The sequence below is a fragment of the Amycolatopsis sp. NPDC050768 genome (assembly GCF_040654155.1).
Classification (GTDB): Bacteria; Actinomycetota; Actinomycetes; order Mycobacteriales; family Pseudonocardiaceae; genus Amycolatopsis.
Genome location: NZ_JBFAHL010000005.1, coordinates 511618 through 537700, shown reverse-complemented (window position 1 = coordinate 537700; position 26083 = coordinate 511618). Strand labels below are relative to the sequence as shown.

24 protein-coding genes are annotated in these 26083 nt (G+C 71.8%); 21 read left to right on the top strand and 3 right to left on the bottom strand.

The genetic code is table 11. The features are described from left to right. Positions 1-195: 195 nt before the first annotated feature. The 15 genes from AB0H62_RS18535 to AB0H62_RS18465 all read left to right on the top strand — a co-directional run bounded on the left by AB0H62_RS18535 (position 196) and on the right by AB0H62_RS18465 (position 15255). Entirely contained in the window at positions 196-1434 is a 1239-nt protein-coding gene (locus tag AB0H62_RS18535) for an ABC transporter substrate-binding protein (RefSeq protein ID WP_220241914.1), read from the top strand. Continuing rightward, entirely contained in the window at positions 1431-2465 is a 1035-nt protein-coding gene (locus AB0H62_RS18530; protein WP_220241913.1) for a branched-chain amino acid ABC transporter permease, read from the top strand. Before AB0H62_RS18535 ends, AB0H62_RS18530 begins: the two co-directional genes overlap by 4 nt. After that, positions 2462-3505, top strand: a complete 1044-nt coding sequence (locus tag AB0H62_RS18525; RefSeq protein WP_220241912.1) for a branched-chain amino acid ABC transporter permease — start codon at positions 2462-2464, stop codon at positions 3503-3505. The genes AB0H62_RS18530 and AB0H62_RS18525 overlap by 4 nt, the downstream gene beginning before the upstream one ends. Continuing rightward, positions 3502-4233, top strand: a complete 732-nt coding sequence (locus AB0H62_RS18520) for an ABC transporter ATP-binding protein (protein ID WP_220241911.1) — start codon at positions 3502-3504, stop codon at positions 4231-4233. Before AB0H62_RS18525 ends, AB0H62_RS18520 begins: the two co-directional genes overlap by 4 nt. Next, on the top strand, positions 4226-4927 hold the full coding sequence (locus AB0H62_RS18515; protein ID WP_360587066.1) for an ABC transporter ATP-binding protein: 702 nt from the start codon (positions 4226-4228) through the stop codon (positions 4925-4927). Before AB0H62_RS18520 ends, AB0H62_RS18515 begins: the two co-directional genes overlap by 8 nt. 17 nt (positions 4928-4944) lie before the next feature. Next, a complete protein-coding gene (locus tag AB0H62_RS18510) occupies positions 4945-6354 on the top strand; it encodes an MmgE/PrpD family protein (RefSeq protein WP_220241909.1) in 1410 nt (469 codons plus the stop codon). 47 nt (positions 6355-6401) lie between these two features. After that, positions 6402-7040: an aspartate/glutamate racemase family protein gene (locus AB0H62_RS18505; RefSeq protein WP_360587063.1), complete on the top strand. Its 639-nt coding sequence runs from the start codon at positions 6402-6404 to the stop codon at positions 7038-7040. Beyond that, positions 7037-8428, top strand: a complete 1392-nt coding sequence (locus tag AB0H62_RS18500) for an FAD-binding protein (protein ID WP_220241907.1) — start codon at positions 7037-7039, stop codon at positions 8426-8428. Before AB0H62_RS18505 ends, AB0H62_RS18500 begins: the two co-directional genes overlap by 4 nt. Beyond that, positions 8425-8955 carry a hypothetical protein gene (locus AB0H62_RS18495; protein ID WP_220241906.1) on the top strand — a complete coding sequence of 177 codons (531 nt, stop codon included), beginning with the start codon at positions 8425-8427 and terminating at the stop codon, positions 8953-8955. The genes AB0H62_RS18500 and AB0H62_RS18495 overlap by 4 nt, the downstream gene beginning before the upstream one ends. After that, positions 8952-9311, top strand: coding sequence for an EthD domain-containing protein (locus tag AB0H62_RS18490; protein WP_220241905.1), 360 nt, complete (start codon positions 8952-8954; stop codon positions 9309-9311). The genes AB0H62_RS18495 and AB0H62_RS18490 overlap by 4 nt, the downstream gene beginning before the upstream one ends. Continuing rightward, positions 9308-10048 (top strand): hypothetical protein, encoded by a 741-nt coding sequence (locus tag AB0H62_RS18485; protein WP_220241904.1) that lies wholly within the window; start codon positions 9308-9310, stop codon positions 10046-10048. Before AB0H62_RS18490 ends, AB0H62_RS18485 begins: the two co-directional genes overlap by 4 nt. Beyond that, positions 10045-11028, top strand: a complete 984-nt coding sequence (locus AB0H62_RS18480; protein ID WP_220241903.1) for an LLM class flavin-dependent oxidoreductase — start codon at positions 10045-10047, stop codon at positions 11026-11028. Before AB0H62_RS18485 ends, AB0H62_RS18480 begins: the two co-directional genes overlap by 4 nt. A 69-nt stretch (positions 11029-11097) precedes the next feature. After that, positions 11098-12462, top strand: a complete 1365-nt coding sequence (locus AB0H62_RS18475; RefSeq protein WP_220241902.1) for an MmgE/PrpD family protein — start codon at positions 11098-11100, stop codon at positions 12460-12462. A gap of 41 nt (positions 12463-12503) precedes the next feature. After that, a complete protein-coding gene (locus AB0H62_RS18470) occupies positions 12504-13868 on the top strand; it encodes an MmgE/PrpD family protein (RefSeq protein WP_220241901.1) in 1365 nt (454 codons plus the stop codon). Next, the gene (locus AB0H62_RS18465; RefSeq protein ID WP_360587060.1) at positions 13858-15255 is read left to right on the top strand and encodes an MmgE/PrpD family protein; all 1398 of its coding nucleotides are present in this window, start codon (positions 13858-13860) and stop codon (positions 15253-15255) included. Before AB0H62_RS18470 ends, AB0H62_RS18465 begins: the two co-directional genes overlap by 11 nt. A gap of 24 nt (positions 15256-15279) precedes the next feature. Here the strand turns inward: AB0H62_RS18465 and AB0H62_RS18460 are convergent, their stop codons facing one another. After that, positions 15280-16470, bottom strand: a complete 1191-nt coding sequence (locus AB0H62_RS18460) for a cation:proton antiporter (RefSeq protein WP_360587058.1) — start codon at positions 16468-16470, stop codon at positions 15280-15282. Continuing rightward, on the bottom strand, positions 16470-16952 hold the full coding sequence (locus AB0H62_RS18455; RefSeq protein ID WP_220241898.1) for a cation:proton antiporter regulatory subunit: 483 nt from the start codon (positions 16950-16952) through the stop codon (positions 16470-16472). Before AB0H62_RS18455 ends, AB0H62_RS18460 begins: the two co-directional genes overlap by 1 nt. A gap of 180 nt (positions 16953-17132) precedes the next feature. Between AB0H62_RS18455 and AB0H62_RS18450 the strand changes: the two genes are divergently transcribed. Then, complete coding sequence (locus AB0H62_RS18450) at positions 17133-18029, top strand: alpha/beta hydrolase (protein ID WP_220241897.1); 897 nt, start codon at positions 17133-17135, stop codon at positions 18027-18029. Between the two features lie 44 nt (positions 18030-18073). On the opposite strand, the gene AB0H62_RS18445 is transcribed toward AB0H62_RS18450, so the two are convergent. Beyond that, complete coding sequence (locus AB0H62_RS18445) at positions 18074-18442, bottom strand: DUF4267 domain-containing protein (protein WP_220241896.1); 369 nt, start codon at positions 18440-18442, stop codon at positions 18074-18076. 162 nt (positions 18443-18604) lie between these two features. Here AB0H62_RS18445 and AB0H62_RS18440 point away from each other — a divergent pair, with 162 nt between their 5' ends. From AB0H62_RS18440 to AB0H62_RS18420, 5 genes are all read left to right on the top strand, one after another. After that, positions 18605-18763 carry a hypothetical protein gene (locus tag AB0H62_RS18440; RefSeq protein ID WP_360587055.1) on the top strand — a complete coding sequence of 53 codons (159 nt, stop codon included), beginning with the start codon at positions 18605-18607 and terminating at the stop codon, positions 18761-18763. 172 nt (positions 18764-18935) lie between these two features. Next, a complete protein-coding gene (cmk, locus tag AB0H62_RS18435; protein ID WP_354868412.1) occupies positions 18936-19652 on the top strand; it encodes a (d)CMP kinase in 717 nt (238 codons plus the stop codon). After that, positions 19649-20308 (top strand): lysophospholipid acyltransferase family protein, encoded by a 660-nt coding sequence (locus tag AB0H62_RS18430; protein ID WP_360587054.1) that lies wholly within the window; start codon positions 19649-19651, stop codon positions 20306-20308. The genes cmk and AB0H62_RS18430 overlap by 4 nt, the downstream gene beginning before the upstream one ends. A 16-nt stretch (positions 20309-20324) precedes the next feature. After that, on the top strand, positions 20325-21809 hold the full coding sequence (gene der / locus AB0H62_RS18425; protein WP_220241894.1) for a ribosome biogenesis GTPase Der: 1485 nt from the start codon (positions 20325-20327) through the stop codon (positions 21807-21809). Positions 21810-22164: 355 nt separating this feature from the next. Then, entirely contained in the window at positions 22165-26046 is a 3882-nt protein-coding gene (locus tag AB0H62_RS18420) for a Pls/PosA family non-ribosomal peptide synthetase (RefSeq protein ID WP_360587091.1), read from the top strand. Positions 26047-26083: the final 37 nt, after the last annotated feature.

The window sequence follows — 26083 nt, the reverse complement described above, 5'->3', positions numbered from 1 at the left end:
AGTCAATGCCCAGGCGAAACCTGCGCTCTGCCTGGAGTCCGGCTCTGCGGTCGCGAAGTGCACGTGACCTCAATCATCGATGTACCACTTGACGTGAGTACGACCACATGCCACAGTCAGCGGAACTTGATCGGGGCGTTCCGATTAGCGGAACGATCACAGCGCCACTCTTCATCAAGATCAGGAGTCATCAGGATGCGTACAAGATCCTTCGTGAAGCTGGTCGCCGCGGTCGGCTCCGGGGCCGTACTCCTCGCCGGCTGTGCGGGCGGCGGCAGCGGCGGTTCGAGCGGGGACGCCAAGGTCATCAAGATCGGCACCCTGCACCCCCTCTCGGGTGCCAACGCGGGCGACGGAACCCAGCTCGAGAACGGCGTGAAGCTCGGCATCAAGGCCATCAACGACGCCGGCGGCATCAAAGCGCTCGGTGGCGCCAAGCTCGAGCTGGACGGGGGCGACACCAAGGGCACGCCGGACACCGGCCAGAGCGAGGCCCAGCGCCTCGTCGGTGACGGCGTCGTCGCCCTGGTCGGCACCTACCAGAGCGCCGTGAGCGCCAATGTCGCCGCCGTCGCCGAGCGCAACAAGGTCCCCTTCGTCATGGACGTCTCGGGCGACGACGCGATCCTCTCGCACGGCTACAAGTACTCGTTCCGCATGCAGCCGCAGAACTCGCGGTTCGGCACGACTGCGGCCCAGTACGTCAAGGCCATCTCCGCGGCGGCGAATCGCCCGGTCACCAAGGTTGCCTACCTGCACGAGGCCACGGCGTTCGGCACCGGGGTCTATCAGGCGTTCAAGGCCGAGGCCCAGAAGAGCGGCCTCCAGATGGGTCCGGAGATCACCTATGACGCGGCCAGCGTCTCCGATCTGACCACCCAGATCGCCCAGGTCAAGGCGAGCGGCGCGAACGTCCTCGTCGTCTCGGGCTACTACCGCGACGGCGTCCTCGCCGCGAAGGCGATCCAGACGGTCAAGCCGGCCCTCGACGCCGTGGTCGGCGCAGCCGACGGTGCGTTCGACCAGCCGCAGTTCCCGACCGACGCCGGTTCGGCTTCCCAGGGGTACTTCGACGTGAACTACCACTTCGACGACAAGAGCGCTGACGCGAAGGCGTTCAGCGCCCTTTACAAGACGACTTACAAAGACGAGGCGCGCACCGGCGCGGCCCTCGCCTACGACTCGGTTCGTGTCATCGCGGCAGCGCTCGAGAAGGCCGGCTCGACCGACGCGTCGAAGGTTCGCGACGCCATCGCACAGACCAACCTGACGCCGCTGACTCTCTCCGACGGCCCGATCAAGTTCAGCGACAAGGGCGAGAACTCCACCTCGCTGCCCGTGCTGACCCAGGTCCAGAACGGTGCTCCGGTCGTGGTCTATCCGCAGTCCGCTGCGGTCAAGAGCCCCGTCTACCCCGCGAACCCGGGCCAGTGACCGGCCCGACGAACGCCGGAGGGGCGGTTCCGTCGAAGGACGGGACCGCCCTCCGGGGCGGTAGCCGCGCCACGTCGCGGCTGAGCCTGCGCCATTCGACGCCGCTGATCGTGACGGGCGCCTTGCTGGTCGTTCTCTTCATCGCCGCGCTGCTGCGCTCGGGCAGCATGGGCATCACCGGCCAGGCGCTGCTCACCGGCATCATTTCCGGCGGTGTCTACAGCCTGCTCGCGATGGGCCTCACCCTCGTCTTCGGCGTGCTCGACATCGTCAACTTCGCGCACGGTGCCTTCCTCGCCGTTGGTCTCTACATCACTTACGAGGTGGCGCACCAGGCCGGGCTGAACCCCTACATCGCCCTCCCGGTCGCGATCCTCGGGCTCTTCGTGCTCGGCCTCCTGATCCAGCTCCTGCTCCTCAACCGCACGATGGGCGGCACGCTCGAGCGCCAGCTGCTGATCACCCTCGGCCTGTCGCTGCTGATCAGCAATGTCCTACTGCTGGTCTTCGGCGGCGACCCGCTGTCGGCGAACCTGAAGAGCGACCCCGGCGTGCACGTGTTCGGCGCCGTCGCCAACCTCTCCCGGGTCATCGCCCTCGGCGGCGCCCTGGTACTGGCCGTGCTGGTCTTCCTGCTGCTGGAGCGCACCTCGTTCGGCCGGGCGATCCGCGCTGTCGCCGCCAGCCGGCAGGGGGCGGGACTGGTCGGCATCGACGTGCGGCTCGTCTACGCGGTCACCTTCGGCCTGGGCACCGCCTGTGCCGGGGCGGCCGGCATGCTCATCGCGCCGTTCACCACGATCACCCCGACCGCCGGCGACCAGTTCAACATCCTCGCCTTCGTCGTCGTCGTGATGGGCGGGCTGGGCAACGTGATGGGCGCCGTCATCAGCGGTGTGATCGTCGGCCTGGTCGAGCAGCTGGGCGGTGTCGCGATCGCCGGTCAGAGCCCCCTGCTGGGCGTTTTCATCCTGTTCCTGCTCATCCTGCTGATCCGTCCGCAGGGCATCTTCGGAGCCACGTCATCATGACCATCACCACCGAGACGCGACCGGGATCAGCGGCGATCCAGAATCGCCGCCAGTCGATCCAGCGGTCCCTGATCATCCTGGTCGTCATCACCGTCCTGGCCGCTTTCGCTCCCGCACTCCTGCCCGAGTCGAGCCAGACCATCGCGGTCCGGGTGCTGATCTTCGCGATCATGGCGATCGGCTGGAACCTGATGAGCGGCTACGGTGGCATGTTCAGCTTCGGGCACGCGGCGTTCTTCGGCATCGGCGCGTACACCGACGTCTACCTCCTGGAGCACTTCGGCTGGTCGCCGTGGATCTCGCTGGTCGTCGGAGCGATGCTGGCGGCACTCGTGGCCATCTGCATCGGCTACCTCGCCTTCCGCTACAAGCTGCGCAGTGCCTACTTCGCGCTCGCCACGTTCGCCTTCGCCGAGATGCTGCGGTTGCTCGCGACCAACACCAGCTGGGTCAACGGCACCACCGGGTTCCACGTCCCGCTGCTGCCCGACAACTCGTGGTCGATGCTGCAGTTCGCCGCCAACGCGCCGCAGTACTACTACATCGGCCTCGCGCTGGTCGTGATCTGCCTGCTGATCACGATGTTCTACCTTCGGTCGCGCACCGGCATCCACACGGTCGCCGTGCGCGACAACGAGGACGCGGCCGACGCGCTGGGCGTCAACGTCATGCGGGTCAAGCTGACCACGATGGCGCTCTCCGCGGCGATCACGTCCGTCGCCGGCATGTTCTACGCGCAGTACTTCATGTTCGTCGATCCCGACATCGCGTTCGGCCAGGCCCAGTCGGTCCAGGCCATCGCCCCGGCGGTCATCGGCGGCGTCGCCACCCTGTGGGGCCCGCTCGTCGGCGCACTGATCCTCGGCCCGCTCTCGGACCTGACGGCCGGCTGGCTGCGCAACCCGCCCACTTTCCTGGAATTCCTCTCGGGCCGGGGCGGGCTGGACGTGGTGCTCTACTCGATCCTGCTGATCGTGATCGCCCTCGTCCTGCCCAAAGGCATCGTCGGATCGATCCGCGATTGGTGGAAGCGTCGATGAGCACCGCTCTCGAAGTACGCGACGTGAGCAAGTCCTTCCGTGGCGTCCATGCACTCAGCGAGGTCGAGATCGACGTCGCCGAAGGTTCGATCGTCGGCATCATCGGGCCGAACGGCGCGGGCAAGACGACGTTCTTCAACGTCATCGCCGGCGCACTGCGGCCGGACACCGGCCATGTGAAGCTCTTCGGCAAGGACGTGAGCGGGATGTCGCCGCACCGGATCTCGCGGCTCGGCATGGCGCGAACGTTCCAGCTGATGCGTCCGTTCGGCTCCATGACGGTCCGGGAGAACGTCGTCGCGGCAGCACTGTCGCGGGGCGGCAATCACCGCAGCGCCCATCACCACGCGCACGAGGTCATCGAAGCGACCGGCATGGCGGCCTGGGCGGACGTGGTGTCCGACTCGCTGCACACAGCTGCGCTGAAGCGGCTCGAGCTGGCCCGGGTGCTCGCCACCCGTCCGCGGTTGCTGCTGCTCGACGAGGTCCTGGCCGGCCTCGTGCCCGCCGAACGGGCGCCCGTCGTCGACCTGCTCGCCCGCCTGCGTGAGTCGGAGGGCCTGACGCTCGTGTTCGTCGAACACATCATGCAGGCCGTCATGCAGCTCTCCGACTCTGTCGTCGTCTTCGACCGCGGACGGGTGATCGCCTCGGGCGAGCCCGCGGAAGTGGTCGCGGACCCGACGGTCGTGGAGGCCTATCTCGGACAGGAGCTGCCCGGTGCTTGAGCTCGACAACATCGCTGCCGGCTACGGCAAGCTGCAGATCCTCCACGACATGAGCCTGCGGGTCAGGCCGGGGGAACTGGTCTCCGTCGTCGGCGCCAACGGTGCCGGCAAGACCACCACGCTCCGCGTGATCAGCGGACTGATCAGTGCGCTCTCCGGTGCGGTCACCTACGACGGCGAGCCGCTGACCGGGCTGCGGCCGCACCAGATCGTGCGGCGCGGGATCGTGCAGGTGTCCGAGGATCGCGACCTCTTCGGCCCCATGAGCGTCGAGGAGAACCTCGTCCTGGGCGCGTGGACGCGCCGCGGCGTGCGGATGGCGCAGGAGCTGGAGCGGATCTTCGAGCTGTTCCCGATCCTGGCCGAGCGCCGCAAGCAGGCGGCCCAGAGCATGAGCGGCGGCCAGCAGCAGATGCTCGCCATCGGCCGGGCCCTCATGGCGAAGCCGCGGCTGCTGATGCTCGACGAACCGTCGACCGGCCTCTCGCCGAAGCTGACCTGGGACGTGCTGAAGGCCGTCGCGGCCATCCGCGACACGGGTGTCTCGGTTCTCCTGATCGAGCAGAACGCCGCTCAGGCGCTCTCGATCTCCGACCGGGCCTACGTGCTCGAGAGCGGCACCATCGCGCTCGAAGGCCCGGGCAAGGAGCTGGCCGGCGACGAGCGGGTCAAGAAGGCCTACCTCGGCCTGTGAACGAAACGACGGAGAAGGTGGGGAAGACGGTTACCGTTGATCCCGGTACGGATCAAGCGAACGAAGTCGGGCTCGACCCGGATCAGCAGGCGGCGCTCGAGGCCCTCGACCGGCTCGCCGGCTGGGCCGGCGCGCTGAGGTGGGACGCCGTACCCGAGAACGTGCGAGAGCGGCTGCGTCTGGTCCTGCTCGACACCTTCGGAGTCACGGTCCTGGGTGCTCGGCTTCCCGAGCGCGCCGCACTCGTGGACGCCTGGGCGCCCTCACCCGGACCGGTACCGGTCTTCGGGACCGGGGTCGAGACCACGGTCGAGGCCGCGGCCTGGCTCAACGCCACGGCGCTGGTGAGCCTGGAGATGGACGAGGGCAACAAGTTCGCGGCCGGCCACCCCGCCGCGCACGGCTTCCCGGCGGTCCTGGCACTCGCCTGCGCGCTCGACACGGACGGTCCGGCCACCGCGACGGCCCTGCTCGTCGCCTACGAGGTCGCCGCGCGGTACGGCCGCGCCAGCCGCGGCGCGCCGGGTCTGCACCCGCACGGCAACTGGGGCGTCACCGGCGCAGCCGCGGGCTGCGCCAAGCTCCTCGGTCTCGACACCGCGGGGATCGCCGCCGCCGTCGACACCGCGAGCGGCATGCCGATCGCCGGGCCCTTCTCCGCGGCACTCGACGGCAACGCGGTGCGCAACGAGTGGATGGGCGCCAGCAACGTGGCTGGGCTCGCCGCCGCGCGACTGGCCAAGGCCGGGATCGCGCACGCCACCGGCATCGCCGCCCACAGCCTGGGCGGGTTGCTCGGCACGTTCGACCCGGTCGCCCTGGTCGAGCAGCTCGGCCTGCGCTGGGACATCGGGCTCGGCTACTTCAAACGGCACGCCTCGTGCGCCTTCACCCACCCCAGCGCGGATGCCACCCTCGTGTTGCGAGCACGACTGCACCAGGACGGGCTCGCCGACAGCGACATCACCCGGGTGCGGGTCACGACGTACTCGATGGCGGCAGCGCTCGGCCGCACCCGATGGAGCAACCGGCTGGCCGCCATGTTCTCGATTCCCTACGTGGTGACGACCGCCCTGCTCGATGGCCGCGTCGCTCCCGACGGCTTCGACCGCTCGCGGGAGGACCGGTTCGCCGCACTGGCCGAGCGGGTCGAGGTCGTCTCGGGCACCGAGTTCGACGCCCGCCTGCCCGACGCCCGCGGCGCGGCCGTCGAGCTGACGCTGACCGACGGCCGGGTCCTGCGGCACGAGGTCGCCAACCCAGTCGGCGACGCCGCCCACGAGCCCTTCGACCACGAGCGGACTCTCGTGCTGCTGCGTGACCTGCTGGGCGATGAGGCGGCGCTCCAGCGGGCGGTCGACTGCGCCGCCGCACTGCCCGAGGCGAGGGGCGTGCGAGATGTCCTGCGCGTGCTCGCCACTCCGTGATCCTCACCTGCCGCACCCTGCCCGTCCTCGAGGAGGAGCCACCACCCATGCGGATCTTCGCGACCACACCCCTGCACGTCGGCGTCGAGGAACTGGCGCGGCGACAACAACGTTACGACGCCATCAGCCCGGCCGGCGTGATCGTCGAACTGCACGATCTCGCGCAGGGTGCGCCCGAGCAGCTCGACCACGCCGAGGACATCGCACGTTCGGACGACTACGTCCACCGGGCCCTCGCCGCCGCCCCCGCGGGGTACGACGTCCTGATGGCCGACTGCGTGCTCGACCCCGCGGTCGCCCGGCTGCAAGAGGAGACCGACCGTCCGGTGGTCGGCATCCTCAAGCTCAACCTGGCCCTCGCGGCCGCGCTCGCGGCGCCGATGGGCGCGGTGGTCCGCAACGAGGCCATCGCCGCCGAGATGCGCCGGGTTGCGGCCGCTTACGGCTGGGAGCGGTGGCTCGGGCAGATCGAGATCCTCGACCTGCCCTTCGACTCGATCAGTGAAGGGCCGGGGTGGCAGCAGCGCCTCGACGAGTCGGCCGAGGTGCTGGCCGCGAAGGGGGCCCGCACGCTGCTCAACGGCTGCTCCGCCGTCGACGTCGATCCAACGCACCCCTCGGCGGTGCCGGTGTTCGACCCCGTGCTGCGCGCCCTCGAACTGGTCGCGGCGGGAGCGGGCCGATGAGCGCACAGGGACCCGACCTCGTCGTCGCGGGTGCCGGCGGTGGGCTCATCGCTGCCCTTCGCGCCGCCCAGCTCGGCCTCGACGTCCTCGTGGTCGAGGCGAGCGAGCACTTCCTTCGCGGCAACAACACGTCGATGTGCACGGCGATGGTGCCGGGCGTGAACAGCCGCTGGCAGCGGGAGCAGGGGATCGAGGACTCGGTCGAGGTGTTCGCCGGCGACGTCGACCGCAAGACCAAGGGCAGCGGCGACCAGCGGCTCGCCCGGGCGCTGGCCGCCGTCAGCGGCGAGCTGGTCGAGTGGCTGGCCGACGAGGTCGGCCTAGACATCTCGCTGATGACCGACATGCACTACCCGGGGCATTCCGTGGACCGCTGCCACACCATCCCCGAGCGGCACGGCACCGTGCTCATCGACCACCTGGCCCGGCAGGCGCGGGCCCACCCGCGGATCGATTTCCTGGTGCCGGCCCGGCTCACCGAGGTCGAGCTGGACGCCGAGGGCCGGGTCGCCGCGGTCGTGGTCACCGACCCGAACGCCGATGTGGAGCGCATCGAGACCCCGGCCGTCCTGCTCGCCACCAACGGTTACGGTGCCGATCACGAGCTGGTCGCCGAGCACATGCCGGAGATCGCCACGGCCACATACCACGGCAGCGAAACGTCGCGCGGCGATGCGCTCCGGATCGGCTCCCGGCTGGGCGCCGCGACCGAGTTCCTGGACGCCTATCAGGGCCACGGAGCGCTGGCGGCGAAGTCCTCGACGCTGCTGGGCTGGGCCACGATCATGCACGGCGCCGTCATGCTGGACACCACGGGCCGCCGCTTCGCCAAGGAGACCACCGGCTACTCCGAATTCGGCCCCTCCCTGGCGGCCCGGCCGGAGGCGACCGGCTGGGTCGTGTTCGACCGCCGGGTGCACGAACTGTGCATGCCGTTCACGGACTTCCGGCAGACCGTCGAGTCCGGCGCCGAAGTGTGGGCCGACGACGCGCGGGCGCTCGCCGTCGCGACGGGCCTACCCGAAGATGCCGTCACCGCCGAGCTCGACGAGTCCGGGCGGGCGGCGCGAGGCGAGATCCCCGACCGGTTCGGCCGCGACTACGAGGCACCGCTCGAGCCGCCGTACGCCGCGGTGAAGGTGGTGCCGGCTCTCTTCCACACCCAGGGCGGCCTGGTCGTGGACGGGTCGGCGCGTGTCGTCGACGGCGACGACCGGCCCATTCCCGGCCTCTACGCCTCAGGTGGCGCGGCCGCCGGGATTTCGGGGCACGGCGCCTCGGGCTACCTGGCCGGCAACGGCCTCCTGCCCGCCTTCGGACTGGCCTACCTCGCCGCCACGGCCGTGGCGGCGGAACACCGCGCTGCGGGCTCGGACACCACGGCATGACCGACGAGGCGGCCGCCCGGTCCCGGGCACTGGACTTCGTGCGGCACGAGGCCGGATTCGCCCAGCTGGTCACCCACGGCGCGGGCGGCGCCCTGGTCGGACGGACCACCAGCGCGTTCCTGACCGACGACTGGGCCGTCGAACTGGTGCAGCGCCGGACCCACCGCAGAGTCGAGCAGCTCCGCCACGACGACCGGGTGCTGGCGATCTGGGGTGGCACGCCGGCCGACGACTCGGTCAACGACTCGCCGTGGACCTTCGACCTGGGCCTGACGATCCCGCGGGTGGTCTTCGTCCGCGGCGTCGCGCGGCCGCTGGACGCGAAGGCCACCTGGGAGGTCTACGACCGGCACACGACGCGGCTGCGAGCCGCGGGCCACACGAAGGCGCCGTTGCGGGACCGGGCCGACCTCGACGCCAACTTCGCCGGAGTGCGGATCGAACCACGCCGGGTCCGGCTCGAGGGCTTCGGGACGGGCGCGCAGGCGTTCAGCTGGACCATCACACCACGGAGGACGGACACGTGATCAAGGCAATCCTGGGGTACGACATCGTCGAGGGCGTGAGCGAGCAGGAGTACGAGCGCTGGCTTTTCGACGTGCACGCGCCCGACCTGCTCGCCAACCCGAACCTCGACCGGATCGTGTTCAACAAGGTGCTTCGTCCGGTGACGACGGCGTCGGGAGGGACCGCCGCGGTTCCGCCGAGCATGATGTTCTACCGGATCGCGGAGATGCACTTCGCGGACGAGGCGGCGTATCAGGCCTACCGCGACTGGTTCGCGGACAACCCGCTGCCCGCCGAGCGGGGACCGGGCGGTCGGACGGACTTCCGGTTCTACCTCATCACCGACAGCGTCACCGTGGACAGGAACCGGTCGTGACCCAGGCGGGCATCCTCACCCCACCGGCGCCAGGGCTCACCGGTGAGCTCGCGCGGGCCGCGCACGCGGTCTACGCGCTGGAGGCCGCGGCGCCGATCGCAGTCGGCGAGCTGCGCACGCTCTCCGCCGGAGCACCCGAGGGCGTGCTGGCGTCCTGGGCCGAGGAGATCGCGACGGCCGGCGGCTTCCCTCTGCTCGGCACCGGCCTCGTCGCGCCCGCCTATCCGGCCTTGCTGTGGAACGGAGCCCGGCTCGACGGTGCGCGCCCCGACCTCGACTGGGCTCCGCTGCTGGCCGCCCTGGCGGCCGCGGACGCGGCCTCGGCCGGCCTCGACCGCGTCGCGCGCGCGGTCGCCGCCGGCAGCTGCGTGCGCAGCCTCGCCGCGGGTCTCCTGACCGACGACTCTCCGGCGGCCGCCTTACCGACCCTCGCGACGCTCTGCGCCGCGACGGCGGCGGCGTTCGCCGGACCTGCGGAGGGAGAGGGGCTGGAACGGGTTCTGGACCTGGCGGCCAGTCTCACCGTGCTCACTCCCGGCCCGGAGCGGCGTGCGTCCTCGCCCCTGTGGGCAGGGCACGGCGCAGCTTCGGGCTGGCTCGCCGCCACCCTCCCCGCCGAGGTGGCCACGCCGATGTCGGGCAGCGTCGCGCATACGTTGTCGGTGGCGGCCGGTCACGCGGTACCGGCAGCCGGCGTCACCGGCACGGTCGCGGACCTGCTGGAGTCGATCCGGTGAGCGGCGCAGAGCCGAGGCTCCTGCTGAACCTCGCCCGGCCGCACGGCGTGCTCGACCATCTCGCCGCGGCGAGAACCGCGCTGGGCGACGGCGTCGACGGTGTCGGGTTCGCGGACAGCCCACGGCTGTTCCCGGACCCGTTCCTGACGGCCGGACAGGTGCTGACCCGCACCACGGCCGCCTTGTCCGGGCCGTGCGTGATGGGGCTCGGGCTGCACCATCCGAGCGTGGTCGCCCAAGCCCTCGCGACGCTTGCGGGCCAGCACCCCGGCCGGACGTTGCTGGCGGTCGCACGGGGCGAGAGTTCACTGCGCAACGAGGGGCTCCCGATCCCGTCGCTCTCTTCCTATCGCGTCCTGCTGGAGCAGCTTCGCGCTCGACTCGACGAGCTGTCGGCCCAGCTGCCCGGCGGGTTCGGGCCGGTGCTCGGTGCCGCGTCGGGCCCACGGACCATCGAGCAGACCAGCGCGATCCTCGGTGGGGTACTGCTCGACGTGGGCGTCGAGCCTGCCGTGATCGAACGCGCCGTCGGTATCGCGCGGGCCCGGCGCCCCGACGTCCGCTGCTGGCTGTTCCTGCGCGCGGTGGTGACCGACACCGACGACGAAGCGGCAGCAGGCGCAGCCCCGATCTTGGGCTCCTGCGCGGCACGGATCACCAACTCGCCCGACTGGTACGGCATCGCGCCGGAGCTCGTCGCCCGGGTCGCCGCGGTGGCCTCGGCCCACGACTACCGCCGCCACGGCACCTCGGAGTCGGCGGGCGCCCGCGACGCCGACCCGGAGATCGACTCGCTGATCCGTGACCGATTCGTGCTGACCGGCGACCCCGCGGCCCTCGCCGCCCGGCTGCGGCCCCTTGCCACTCTGGGCATCGAGGGGGTCGTCATCGCCGGTGCCACTGCGGGCGTCGAGCGCCGGTTGGCGCAGACGGCCGGCGCGCTGCGGGCCGGGCTGGGGACGGCCCAGCCGGCGAGCTGACGTGCGCCGGTGGGTCTCGTACCGGCACCGCGGACCGACCGCGAGCAACCCGAGCAAGAAGGAGCGAAGATGCAGACCTTGGACCTGGATGTCGATGCGCTCGGCGAGTTCGCCTCGACGCCCGCGGCAGCGATTCCCGCGCAGATCTGGGATTTCGGCCGGCTGTTGCTGCTGGACTCGCTGGGCGCCCTGCTCGGCGGACTGCGTTACCCGGCCGTGCACGGTCTCGGTGCCCTGCTCGGCGCCGAAGCCGCCGACGAGTCCGCCCCGTTCGGGCGGCTGACGACGCTCGGCGCGGCGGCCACCTGGCTCGACGCCGACTCGGGTGGGTCGTTCCACCCGGCCGGCGGCCGCATCCCGCCGGTACCGACCGCACACCCGGCGCCCCACGTGCTGCCGGCGCTGCTGCACGCACTGAGCCGCCAGGGTGTGGACGACGTGGCCGCCGTCCGCGCGTTCGTGCTGGGCTGCGAGGTGGGGCTGCGCTTCGGCGCCGGCACTTCACTGCGCCCCGGTCTGCACCCGCACGGTATCCACGGCCCCATCGGGGCTGCGGTCGCGGCGTCGGCGCTGACCGGCGCCGACGCGCCCACCACCGCCCGGGCCATCGAGCTGGCCGGCTCACTGCCACTCGCCGCCACGCTGGCCGTGCCGATGCAGGGCGGCACGGTGCGCAACGTCTGGACCGGGCTCGGCTCCTACTACGGCGCGCTCGCCGCCCGGCTGGCCGCCGCCGGCCACGAGGCCGACCCGGGGCTGCTCGCCACGCTCTACGGGGGCGTGGTCACCACCGACGCGGATGCCGAGGAGATCGGCGGCGGGCTCGGCCAACGCTGGCGGGTCGCGGACAGCTATCTCAAGCCCTACGCCTGCGCCCGCTGGGTCCACCCGGCACTGGACGCGCTGCGGGAGGCACTCGTGCGCGCCGGCTCGCCGAAGCCGGCCTCCATCACCGAGATCGTGATCGAGACGTTCGCCTTCGCCGCCTCACTCGACAGCCTCGGCAGCGAGTCCGACCTGCACGCACGGTTTTCGGTGCCGCGCTGCGCGGCGTCCGTCGTCGTCGACGGGCACCTGGACGCCGGCGGCTTCCTGCCCGGGCAGTTCGAGCGGCCCGACGTCGTGGACCTGGCCGCCAAGGTCCGGCTGGTCGAGGTGGCGGAGTACACCGGCGCTCTCCCGGCCGAGCGGCCGGCGCGGGTCACCGTCGTCACCGCGGACTCTTCGGGGACCGCGCAGGTGCGCAACGCGCGGGGCAACCCGAGCGATCCGCTCTCCGTCGACGAGATCGTGGCGAAGTTCCGTGGCAACGTCGGGCCGTTCCTTCCCGGCGACGTGCTCGACCCGGTGGTGCAGGCCCTGACGACCGCGGACCTGCTCCCGGACGGCAGGAGCCTGCAGGCCCTCGCCGACGCGATCGCCCACCGGCTCTGATCCGTCCCGGCCGTTTCCGATCGACCGAAGGAGATGTTGCGATGACACTGGAGAGAGCGGCCGAGTGGGTCGGCGGGCTCCGCTACGAGGACCTTCCGGAGGAAGTCGTCGAGCAGGCCGTCCGCATCGTCTCGGACACCGTCGCAGCAGGCCTCGGCGCCGGCGCCGAGAAAGAGGTGGCCGGTGCGGCGCAGGCAGCGCTGGCCATCGGAGGCCCTGGCGCCGCAACGGTGCTGGCGACCGGGGAGGGCACGACGTCCTATGCGGCCGCGCTGCTCAACGGCCAGGCGTTCGTCACCTACGAGCTCGACGAAGGCAACCAGTGGGCGACGAACCACCCCTCGGCGCATGTGCTGCCCGCGGTCCTCGCCACCGCCGAGGAGCTGGGCAGCAGCGGCCGGGAGTTCCTGGTGGCCTTCGTCGCTGCCTACGAGACGGCTGTGCGGGCCGGGCTTGCGCTGACGCTCCGAGCCCCGGTCCACCCCTTCGGCACCGCCATGGTCGTCGGAGCCGCCGCCGGCGTCGCCCGGCTGCGGGGGTTCTCGGTCGCCGAGATCATCGAGACCGTTCGCGTGGCGGCGGCGATGACCCCCGCTTCGACGCAGCGGGCGGCCAACATGGGAGCCACCGTGCGCAATCTGCTGACCGGCGTGTCGTCGGCCGCGGGTGTGCTGGGCGCGCACGCCGCCCGCGGCGGCGTCACCGGTGAGACGCAGGCCTTGGAAACCGTCTACGGCCAGGTACTCGGCGAGCACTTCGAGCCCTCCGTGCTCGGCGATGGTCTCGGACAGCGGTGGCTGATCCTGGAGAACTACTTCAAGCTGCATGCCTGCAGCCGCTGGAACCACGCTCCCATCGAGGCCATGGGCAAGCTCGTGGCCCGCACCGGCGTGACGAGCGCCGACATCGAGCAGGTCACCGTGTTCACTTACGCCCCCGCGACGCGCCTCGACGAGACGGCCCCGGCGAACGGGTTCGCCGGCAAGCACTCCATTCCCTACAACGTGGCCGTGCAGGCCGTGCTCGGCCACAACGGGCTGGAGGCCTACCGGGGAGACGTCGTGGCGGATGACGAGGTTCGCGCCCTGGCCTCACGGATCCGGGTCGTCGAGGACCCGGACTACACCCGGGTGCAGCCGGCCGTCCGCACCGCACGCGTGGAAGTGCTCACCACCGACGGGCGACGTCTGTCCGAAGTGGAGGATCGTGCCCCGGGCGGCTTCGACAACCCCTATCCAGAGGCGGTCATCGACGAGAAGTTCGACCAGCTGGTGACCCACGGCAGGTCGGCCGAACTCGTGCACCCGCTGCGAGAGTGGCTGGGTGCGCTCCCGGCCCACTCGAACCTCGGCGGCCTCGCCCGCCTGCTCCGGCCGACAGGAGGGACGGACTCCGATGGTGAGTGACGGTTCGACGAACGGCGGGCCGACCGAGGCGTCTGCGGACGTCGTCGGACAGCTGGCTCGGGCGGTGGCCACCACGAGCTGGGACACCGTTCCGGCGGCCGCGCAGGTCAGTGCGCTCGACCTCCTGCTCGACTCGGTCGCCGTCATGGCCGCCGGCTCCGCCCATCCGGACATGCGGGCGCTGCGCGGCTCCGTCGCGCCGGCCGCGGGACCGAGCACCGTGTTCGGGGAGAGCCGTGGCGCAGGCGTCCAGGACGCCGTGCTGCTGAACGGTGCCACGATCTCGGTGCTCCAGCGGCAGGACGGCTACTCGAGGATGAAGGGGCACCCCGCCATCCAGGTCGCCGCCGTCCTGCTGGGTCTCGGCGAGGAGCGACAGGTGGGAGCTCGGGAGTTCCTCAACGCGTTCGTCGGTGGTTACGAGCTGGCGGCTCGCATCGGGCTCGGCATCGGGGGCGTGCCCGGCCACCTCCACGACATCGGCAACTGGGTGACCGTCGGCGCCGCCGGAGCGGCGACCTCGCTGGTGAGCGGGGCCGATGACCGAGCGGTCGCGGCCGGCATCGACGGCGCCGCCTCGCTCGGTCTCCATTTCGACCGCTGGACCACCACGTCCGGCGCCACGCTCCACCATCTCTACCCCGCGACGGCCTGCACGACAGCGCTCAACGTGGCCCGCGGAGCCGCGGCCGGTCTCACGGCGCGGCGCGGGGCCTTGAGCTCGTTCTACGGGCCGTTCCTGGCCGAGGACTTCCACGCCGAGGCGATGCTCGACGGTGTCGCGGACGGGACCTGGGCGAGCTATGAGATCGTGAACGGCTACTTTAAACTCCACCCCTCGTGTGCGCACTTGCACGGCGTGAACGACGCGGTGTCCGCCCTGCTGGCGGAGGAGCGCTTCGGCGAGGACGACGTACGCCGGGTCGACGTGCGGATCTTCGACGAGGGGATGGCGATCGACTGCGCCGAGCCGAAGAACGACCTGGATGCCCGGTTCAGCGCTCGGGCGACGGTGGCCGCGGCCATCCGGTTCGGCGCGCTCGATGACGAAGGTTTGCTGGACCTCGGCACCCTCCGGCCACTGATGGACCGGATCAGCGTCTCGCACGACCCCGAGCTCGACGTGCACAAGCCCACCGGTCGGGCCGGCACAGTGCGCGTCGAGCTCGGCAACGGCCGTGTCGTCTCCCGCACGGTCATCCACCCGCGTGGTACGCCCGAAGTCCCTGTGACCGATGAGGAGCGGCTGGCCAAGGCAACGAGCCTTCTGAGCCGCGTCTACGGTGCCGCCGGGGCCGAGCGGGTCAGGGAAGAGATCTACGCACTGCCCCGCACCAAGTCCCTGCACGCGCTGACCGAGAGCCTGCGTACGACACAGACGCCGTAAGGCGTCATAGGTGCTGAGCGCGGCTCACGCGGGTGCTTCGCTGTGCTGGGTCCGGGGTTTCCGTTGCACAGCCTTGGCGATCGGCTCGACGATGCGGGCCGCGGTGGGGCCGAGGATGGCCATGAGGAGCACGTAGGCCGTGGCCAGTGCGGCGAGTTCGCCGTCGACCGCGCCCGCGGTGACGGCCAGGCCGGCGATGACGATGGAGAATTCGCCGCGCGCCACCAGTGCCGCGCCGGCGCGGGCGCGGCCCAGGCGGCCGATGCCCTGTCTTCGCGCGGCCCACCAGCCGGTGGCGACCTTCGTGAGCGTGGTCACCACGGCCAGCACAACGGCCCAGCCGAGCACCGGCGGGATCGACGCCGGGTCGGTGTTGAGGCCGAACACCACGAAGAACACCGCCGCGAACAGGTCACGCAGGGGTTCGAGCAGGCGCGTGGCGTTGTGGGCCGTCGAGCCGGAGACGGCGATGCCGAGCAGGAACGCGCCGACGGCGGCCGAGACCTGCATCGCCGACGCGAGGCCCGCCACGAGCAGCGCGGCGCCGAGGATCTTGAGCAGGAACACCTCGCGGTCGTCGCTGTCCACGATCGCGGAGACGTAGCGGCCGAACTTCAGCGCGATCACCAGCACCACGGTGATCACCATGAGCGAGATGCCGACCGCTTCGAGGCCGCCGAGGAAGCTGACGCCGCCGAGGATCGCCGTGAGGATCGGCAGGTACAGGGCCATCACGAGGTCCTCGAACACCAGGATCGACAGCACCACCGGCGTTTCGCGGTTACCGAGGCGGCCGAGGTCGCCGAGAACCTTCGCGACGATCCCGGACGACGAAATGTAGGTGACACCCGCCATCACGAACGCGCCGATCGGGCCCCAGCCCAGCAGCAGCGCCACGGCCGCGCCGGGCAGCCCGTTGAGCACGATGTCGAGCACGCCCGCCGTCCACGAGCGGCGCAGGCCCGTGAACAGCTCCGCCGCCGAGTACTCCAGCCCCAGTAGCAGGAGCAGCAGCACCACGCCGATCTCGCTGGCCAGGTGCGTGAAGTCGCCGATGTCGGTGAGCGGGATCAGGCCGCCGGAGCCGAAGCACAGGCCGCCGAGCAGATACAGCGGGATGGGGGAGAGCCCGATCCGGCCGGCGAGCCTGCCCAGCACACCGAGCACGAAGAAGACCCCGCCGAGTTCGATCAGGGACAGCGCGGTGTGGTCCATCAGCCTTGCTTGAGGATCTTGGCGGCGGCGTCCAGACCTTCGGACGTCCCGACCGCGACGAGCAGGTCGCCCGCGGTGAAGGTGAAGTCGGGCGTCGGCGACGGGTGGACCTGGCCCGCGCGCGCCACCGCGACCACCGACACGCTGGTGCGGGTGCGCATCGCCGTGTCGCCGAGCGTGCGGCCGTCGAACGGCCCGTCCTCGGTGATCGGCAGCTGGCGCGTGTGGATGCCGGGCAGCTCGCGGTGCTCTTCGGTCAGCTGTGCCACGAGCTGCGGCGCGCCGAGCAGGTTGGCCAGCGCGCCGGCCTCGTCCGCGGTGAGCGGCAGCGAGGCGAGGCAGGCGTCGAGGTCGTCGGCTTTGGACACGATGAGCTCGATCTTGCCGTCCCGCTGGGTCACGACACCGATGCGCCGTCCCGCACGCGTGGCGAAGTCCTTCCGGACACCGATTCCGGGCAGAGGGGTCACTTCCACGTTCACACCGGCCACGGTAACCCATTGTCCGATTCGCGAGGCTCAGGCGAGCTCCGGCAGCCGAGTGGTCACGACCACCGCGCGCGTCGCCGACCGCGGCGACCCGGTGAAATTCCTGCCCCGCAGGAGGTCTGGAGCACCACGGTCGTGCTCGCCTAGGGTTCCCCGTGGTGGGAGGAGGCCACGATGGCCGAGTTCGCACGGGACCGCGTCACCGCCAACGGGATCACGTTCGAGTACCTCGAGGCAGGCGAGGGCCCGCTCGCGTTGTGCATGCACGGGTTCCCGGACACGCCGTTCACCTACCGGCACCTGCTGCCCGCGCTCGCCGCGGCCGGGTTCCACGCGGTCGCGCCGTTCGTGCGCGGGTTCGCGCCGACGGAACTGCCGCCGCTGCGCCACTTCGTGCACTCCAGCGTGATGGTCGCCGACCAGATCGCGCTCACGCGGGCGCTCGGCGGCGGACCGGACGCGCTGCTGGTGGCGCACGACTGGGGCGCGGTCGGGGCGTGGGGCGCGCTCGGGCGGGCTCCCGAGCTGTGGGGGCGCGCGGTGATCCTCAACATCCCGCCCTTCGAGATCTTCGGCGAGAACCTGGGCACCTACGCGCAGATCAAGCGCAGCTTCTACTTCTGGTACTTCCAGATGCAGCGGGTGATCGAGGACCGGATCCGCCAGGACGACTTCGCCTTCATCCGCGACATCTGGGGCGACTGGTCTCCCGGCTACTCGGCCGACGAGGACCTGGGTTACCTGCGTGCCGCGCTCGCCGATCCCGACCACCTGCACGCCGCGCTGGGTTACTACTGGGGCCAGTTCGACCCGACGCGCTTCGGCACGCCCGAGTGGGTGGCCGAGCAGGCCGCCGCGTGGGGTGGCAGCGCGCCCCAGCCGCTGCTCTACCTGCACGGCACCACCGACGGCTGCCACGGGATGACCGCGGCCCAGGTCGAGCGGGTGAAGGAGTTCGGCGGGCCCGGCTCCGAGTCGGAGCTGATCGAGGGTGTCGGCCACTTCATGCTCGTCGAGCGGCCGAAGGAGCTCAACGACCGCATCAGCGGCTGGCTGAACCGCACCGGCTGACCGGCCGCGCCACGTGCGGTGGCGCAGCCCCCCGGTGCCGCCGGTCAGGAGAGCTCGAGCAGGAGCGTCGCCACGACCATCACGGCCGCCGTCGCGCCGTGGACGGAGAACGCGATCGCCCGGCTTCCCTTGTGGCGCAGGATGATCAGCATGTCGCCCACGGGGATGAACGCCTCGGCGAGCAGGATCCAGCCGAGGACGTGCGGGCCGCCCGCGAGCATCGCCGCGCCCACCACCAGCCCGGACGCGATGTCGCGCACGCCCTTGATGTGGAAGAACGCCGTCGTGCCGGTCGGGATCGTGGCGAGGCCGAAGCCGGCGGCGGTCTTCTCCGGAGCCAGCAGGTAACTCAGTCCCACGTAGATGATGCCGATCGCGACGATTCCGGCGATGACGTAGGCGGTGACGATCACAGGGCCCTCCGGTGAATCTAGCGGTGCTAGGAACACTTACAACGCTAACTTGTGGACGCTAGTTTGTCTAGCAGCGCTAGAGTCTCTGCTCATGAACCAGCGACTGCGCAAGGAGCGCGATCGAGCGGACCGGGAACGGACGCCCTCGCGAAGCTGCTCGCGGTGATCGAACCGGTGGTGGGGGATCAGCACCGGGGAACGCTGACCGAGGTGCTCTGGGGAGCCCTGCACGGCCTGGTCACCGTCGGCCGCGGGCGCCGGCTGAGCCCGGGTCACCGCGAAGAGCGGCTGGCCGTGCTGGTGTCGCGCTTCGGTGGCTGAGCCGCCCGCCGGGCGCACCGCCGGAACCGTTGCCGGACCCACTGCCGGCCCCGCACGAACAGCGCGGCAGAGCCGCCTCACCGGCCGTGCCGGGCGGCGGGCAGAATGAACGCCGATCACGCAGAGCAGGACGAACGCGAGGAGAGTTTCGGTGACGGGAGCCCTACGTGGTGTGGTCGCGCTGGACGGCCCGTCGGGAACCGGCAAGACCACGGTCGCGCGCAAGCTCGCCGACCGGCTCGGTGCGGGCTACCTCGACACGGGCGCGATGTACCGGCTCGTGACGCTCGCCGTGCTGCGCGCGGGCACCGACCCGGCCGACACCGACGCCGTCGGCCACCTCGCCCACGACGTGCACTTCAGCATCGGCACCAGCCCCGAGCGTCCCGAGGTCCGCCTCGGCGACGAGGACGTGGCCGCCGACATCCGCGGGCCCGAGGTCACGCAGGCCGTGTCGGCCGTCTCCGCGGTGCCGCAGGTGCGCGAGCTGCTCGTGTCGCGGCAGCGCCGGATCATCGCCGACGTGCTCGCCGACACCGGCGGCATCGTCGTGGAAGGCCGCGACATCGGCACGGTCGTGGCGCCCGAGTCGCCGCTCAAGGTCTACCTCACTGCGTCGGCCGACGTCCGCGCCGCGCGCCGCAGCGGGCAGGACAGCGCCGCCGGGCGCGACACGAGCGTCGAGGCGGCGCGCGAGTCCGTCGAACGCCGGGACCGCCTCGACTCCACGCGGGCGACGTCGCCGCTGCGCGCGGCCGAGGACGCCGTGCCGGTCGATACCTCGGAGCTGTCCATCGACCAGGTGATCGTGGCGCTCGCCGAGCTGGCCTGCCGCCGCGGCCTGCTCGACGACTGCCCCGCCGAAGCCGAGGTCGAGGCGCGGGCATGACCGGTGGCGCTCTCCCCGAGGGTGCGATCGGCCTCCTGCACGACGCCGGTCGTGTCTTCGGGCGGTACCATCTGCGATCGGTCTTCCGGATCCGCGTGCACGGGCGCGACCGGATGCCCGACGCCGGCCCGGTCGTGGTGATCGCCAACCACAGCTCCATGATCGAGCCGCAGCTGATTTTCGGAATGCTGCCGCGGCGTTCGGCGTTCCTGGTCAAGGCCGAGATGTTCAAGGGTGCGGCGGGGTGGTTCCTGCGGGCGATCGGCCAGATCCCGGTCAAGCGGGGCGAGATCGACCGCACACCGCTGATGACGGCGGTCGGCGTGCTGAAGGCCGGCGGGGTCGTCGGCATCTTCCCCGAGGGCACCCGGGGCGCCGGCGACGTCGGCGTGGCCGAGAAGGGTGCGGCGTGGCTGGTCCGCGCCGCCGGGGCGACCGTGCTGCCGGTCGCGACGCGGGGCACGCTGAAGCCCGTGGACGGGAAGCGGCGCTGGCGCCCGCGCGTGGACATCCTCGTGGGGGAGCCGTTCCTGCCGAAGGTGGGCCCGGGCCGGACCGGCCTGGAAGAGGGCACCGAGGAGCTGCGCCTGCAGCTCGCGGGGCTCGTGAAGACTTTGGACGATTGGCGCGCCGAGAACCGAATCGGCTCGCCGTAGGTGAAGTGGGAACACGATGACAGGGTTTGACGGCGCCGCTGACGCCGGGTTCGAAGGTGCCGGAGAGATCGACGGCACCTGGTCCGACGAGACCGAGTTCGCCGCGCTCGACGCGCAGATCGAGGCGGAGGGCGCCGCCGAGCAGGCGAACCTCGCGCAGCCGGTGCTGGCCGTGGTGGGCAGGCCCAACGTGGGCAAGTCCACGCTGGTCAACCGCATCCTCGGCCGGCGCGAGGCCGTGGTGCAGGACGTGCCGGGCGTGACGCGCGACCGCGTCGCCTACGACGCCTACTGGGGCGGCCGGCGGTTCACGCTCGTCGACACCGGCGGCTGGGAGCCCGACGCGACCGGCCTGCAGGCCTCCGTGGCCGCGCAGGCGGAGATCGCGATGCAGACGGCCGACGCCGTGCTGCTCGTGCTCGACGCGTCCGTGGGCGCCACGACCACCGACGAGGCCGTGGCGCGCGTGCTGCGGCGCTCGAAGAAGCCGGTGCTGCTGGCCGCCAACAAGGTGGACGACGACCGGCTGCTCGCCGACACCGCGTCGCTGTGGCGCCTCGGCCTCGGCGAACCGTACCCGGTCAGCGCCCTGCACGGGCGCAGCTCGGGCGACCTGCTCGACGCGATCATCGAGGCCCTGCCCACCGCGCCGCGCGAAGCCGGCACCGTGAGCACCGGCCCGCGCCGCGTCGCGCTCGTCGGCAAGCCGAACGTGGGCAAGTCGAGCCTGCTCAACAAGCTCTCGGGCGAGCAGCGCTCGGTGGTCGACTCGGTCGCCGGCACCACCGTCGACCCGGTCGACTCACTGGTCGACCTCGACGGCGAGATCTGGCGGTTCGTGGACACGGCGGGCCTGCGCAAGCGCGTGAACTCCGCCAACGGCGCCGAGTACTACGCCTCCCTGCGCACCAAGACGGCGATCGACGCGGCCGAGGTCGCGATCGTGATGCTCGACGCCGGCGAGCCGTTGTCCGAACAGGACCTGCGGGTGCTCACGATGGTCGTCGAGGCGGGCCGCTCGCTCGTGCTCGCCTTCAACAAGTGGGACCTCGTGGACGAGGACCGCCGCCACGCGATGGTGCGCGAGCTCGACCGCGGCCTGGTCCGCGTGCCGTGGGCGGAGAAGGTGAACATCTCCGCGCTCACCGGCCGGTCCGTGCGCAAGCTCGCGCCGGCGCTGCGGACGGCGCTGAAGTCGTGGGACCAGCGCGTGCCCACCGGCCAGCTCAACGGGTGGCTGTCGGACCTCATCGCCGCCACGCCGCCGCCGGTGCGCAGCGGTAAGCAGCCGAAGGTGCTCTTCGCCACGCAGGCCGGCATCCGCCCGCCGACGCTCGTCCTTTTCACCACCGGTTTCCTCGAGGCCGGTTACCGACGGTTCATCGAACGGAAGTTCCGCGAGCGGTTCGGCTTCGAGGGCAGTCCCGTCCGGGTGAACGTCCGCGTGCGCGAGAAGAAGGCGAAACCCAAGGTCGGGGGCAAAGCCGCGAAGACCCGTTGACCTCGTCGGACGCGGTTCGGACGCGCCGGGGAGATCGCTTCCCCGGCGCGTTTTCGCGCTCTGTCATCAAGTGCGGAACCGGTGACGTCCGACACTCGACCGTGACCCTTGCGCTATCTGACGTTCACCTCCGCGTATGGTGGATGGCTGCACCCGGGCGCCTCATTCGGAGAGCCAGCCCGAATGACGCTCGCGGAAGGTGAGTGATGGGCTTGCGCGCCCACGGTACGACCCCTTACGGCCTTTTTTCGAAACCCGCGACTACGCGGCGTGACGGGGTGGTCCGGTGACCCTCACCGCCGACCACGCCCCCACCACCGAACTCGCCCTCGCCGCCGACGAGGCAACCACCGCACTGGCCTGTGTCGCCGAGGTGACCCACGCTCCCTCCGACACCCCGATCGCCGACCGCGCCCTGTTCTGGTCCGGCCTCGGCGCCAGCGAGCGCACGCTGCTCCAGATCCTCACGGAGACGGCCGAGCAGCACCCCAACGCCGCCGCCATCGACGACGGCACCACCACCCTGACCTACCGCCGGCTGCTCGAGGAGATCGAGACCTACGGCCGCCGCCTGCGGGCACACGGCGTCGGCCTCGGAGACCGCGTCGGCGTCCGCGTCTCGTCCGGCACGGCCGAGCTCTACGTCGCGATCCTCGCCACCCTGTCCGTCGGCGCCGCCTACGTGCCGGTCGACGCGGACGACCCCGAAGAGCGCGCGGAGCTCGTGTTCGGCGAAGCCGGCGTGGCCGCGATCGTCACCGACGGCACCATCACCGTCGCCGGCACCTCGGGCGGCCGTGACGGCCGCCCCGGCCCGGCCGACGACGCGTGGATCATCTTCACCTCCGGGTCCACCGGCAAGCCCAAGGGCGTCGCGGTCACGCACGCCTCCGCCGCGGCCTTCGTGGACGCCGAGGCCGAGCTGTTCCTCACCGAGGAGCCCATCGGCCCCGGCGACCGCGTGCTCGCGGGCCTGAGCGTCGCGTTCGACGCCTCCTGCGAGGAGATGTGGCTCGCGTGGCGCCACGGCGCCTGCCTGGTGCCCGCGCCGCGCGCGCTGGTGCGCACCGGTGTGGACCTCGGCCCGTGGCTGGTCGCGCAGCGCATCACCGTCGTCTCCACCGTGCCGACGCTGGCCGCGCTGTGGCCCGCCGACGCCCTCGAGGACGTGCGCCTGCTCATCTTCGGCGGCGAAGCGTGCCCGCCGGAGCTGGCCGAGCGCGTGGCCGTGGAAGGGCGCGAAGTCTGGAACACCTACGGCCCCACCGAGGCCACCGTCGTCGCCTGCGCCGCGCAGATGACCGGCGAAGGGCCGGTGCGCATCGGCCTGCCCCTCGTGGGCTGGCAGCTGGCCGTGGTCAACGAGGCGGGCGACCCGGTCGCCATGGGCGAGACCGGTGAGCTCGTGATCGGCGGCGTCGGTCTCGCGCGCTACCTCGACGCGGAGAAGGACGCCCAGAAGTTCGCGCCGCTGCCCTCGCTGGGCTGGCAGCGCGCCTACCGCAGCGGGGACATGGTCCGCGCCGAGCACGAGGGCCTGCTGTTCCTCGGCCGGCTCGACGAGCAGGTGAAGCTCGGCGGCCGCCGCATCGAGCTGGGTGAGGTCGACGCCGCGCTGCAGTCGCTGCCCGGCGTGCAGGGCGCGGCCGCCGCGGTCCGCCGCACCAAGGCCGGCAACCAGGTCCTCGTCGGGTACGTCGTGCCGAGCGCCGGCGCCACCTTCGATTCGGACGACGCCGCCACCCGGCTGCGCGAGCAGCTGCCGGCCGCGCTGGTGCCGCTGCTCGCGGTCGTCGACGACCTGCCCACGCGCACCTCGGGCAAGGTCGACCGCGCCGCGCTGCCGTGGCCGCTGTCCACTGTGGACGCCGGGGCCGCCGGCCTGTCCGCCACCGAGGCGTGGCTGGCCGAGGGCTGGTCGGAGATCCTCGGTGTGTCCGTGACGGACCCGAAGGCCGACTTCTTCACCCACGGCGGCGGCAGCCTCACCGCCGCGCAGCTCATCGCGCGCATCCGCACCCGCCACCCCGAGGTGTCGGTCAACGACATCTACCAGCACCCGAGGCTCGGGTCACTGGCCACGATGCTCGACAAGCTCAGCGGCCAGGAGACCGAACGCCGCGACATCGCGCCGACGCCGCGCCGCGCGGGCGTGGTCCAGACGCTGCTGATGCTCCCGCTCATGGGTCTGGTCGGCCTGCGCTGGGCGTCGCTCGCCGCGGTGGCCTCCAACGTGCTGTCGCTGCTCGGGTTCTCCTGGGCGCCGACGCTGAACTGGGCGTGGCTCGTGCTGGCGTGGCTGGTGCTGTTCAGCCCTGCCGGCCGCATCGCGATCGCCGCGGGCGGTGCGCGCGTGCTGCTGTCAGGCGTGCGCCCGGGCAGCTACCCGCGCGGCGGCAGCGTGCACCTGCGCCTGTGGACGGCCGAGAAGCTCGCGGAGTTCAGCGGCGCGGACAGCGTCGCCGGTGCTTCGTGGATGACGACGTACGCCAAGGCGCTCGGTGCCCGGGTCGCCAAGGACGTGGACCTGCACTCGCCGCCGCCGGTCACCGGCTTCCTGAAGCTGGGCCGCGGCGCCGCCGTGGAGCCCGAGGTGGACCTGACCGGCCACTGGGTCGACGGCGACCTCGTGCACATCGGCAAGATCCGGATCGGCGCGGAGGCCCGCGTCGGTTCGCGCAGCACGCTGTTCCCGGGCGCCCGCATCGGCAAGGGCGCGGAGATCGCCGCTGGTTCGACCGTGCGTGGTGCCGTGCCGGCCGGGCAGCGCTGGGCGGGTTCACCCGCGGTCCGCTCGGGCAAGGACGCCAAGGACGCGCTGAAGTGGCCGGCCAGCCGTCCGCCGCGGTCGCGGTTCTGGGCGACCGTGTACGGCATGACGTCGGTCGTGCTCGGCTTCCTGCCGGGCATCGCGGCGCTGCCGGGCGTGGCCGTGGTGGGCGCCGCGCTGTGGGGCGCGCCGACGCTGGGCGCCGCCGTGACCCAGGCCCTGATCTTCACCCCGGTCGCCACCGTCGCCTACTTCCTCACCTACGCGCTGCTGGTGCTGTTCGGCGTGCGCCTGCTGGGCGTCGGCATGGTCGAGGGCTACCACCCGGTCCACGGCCGCGTCGCGTGGCAGGTGTGGGCCACCGAGCGCCTCATGGGGATGGCCCGCGAAGGCCTGTTCCCCTTGTACGCCAGCCTGTTCACGCCGGTGTGGCTGCGGCTGCTCGGCGCGAAGGTCGGCCGCAACGTCGAGGCGTCGACCGTGCTCGCGCTGCCGAAGATGACCAAGGTCGACAGCGGCGCGTTCCTCGCCGACGACACGATGGTCGCGACCTACGAGCTGGGGCACGGCTGGCTGCACGTCGCCCCGGCGCGCATCGGCAAGCAGGCGTTCCTCGGCAACTCCGGCATGACCGCGGCGGGCCGTTCGGTCCCGAAGCGCGGCCTCGTGGGCGTGCTGTCCTCGACGCCGCTGAAGGCCAAGAAGGGCTCGTCCTACCTCGGCATGCCGCCGCTCCCGGTCCGCCGGGCGGTCGGCGACGCCGACACCAGCCGCACCTACACCCCGGCGCTGCACCTCAAGGCCGCGCGGGCGTTCGTGGAACTGCTGCGGATCGTGCCGGTGATGTGCGGGGTCGCCCTCACCGTGGGCGTCGCGTTCTCGCTGCTGGCGATCGCGTCGCTCTGGGGGTTCGGCATCGCCGCGCTGCTGGCCGGACCGGTGCTGCTGGCCGCCGGTGTCGTCGCCGCGCTCACCGCCACCGTGGTGAAGTGGCTGCTGGTCGGGAAGTTCCGCGCGATCGAGCACCCGTTGTGGAGCTCCTTCGTGTGGCGCAACGAGCTGGCCGACACCTTCGTCGAGACGCTCGCGGTGCCGTGGCTGATCGGTTCGGTCGGCGGCACGCCGCTGCTCACCGCCTGGCTGCGGACCATGGGCGTGAAGATCGGGCGCGGCGTGTGGCTGGAGACGTACTGGCTGCCGGAGTCGGACCTCGTCCGCCTCGGCGACGGCGCGACGATCAACCGCGGCTGCGTGGTGCAGACACACCTGTTCCACGACCGGATCATGAGCATGTCCCGGGTGGAGCTGGACGAGGGCGCCACGCTCGGCCCGCACGGCATCGTGCTGCCGGGCGCGAGCATCGGCGCGCGCACCACCGTGGGCCCGGGTTCGCTCGTCACGCGCGGCGACGCGGTGCCGGCCGACACGCGCTGGCTCGGCAACCCGATCTCGACCTGGCGTCGGTGAGCCCGGGACCGTTGCGGCGCGCCAAGATCCGCGCGAT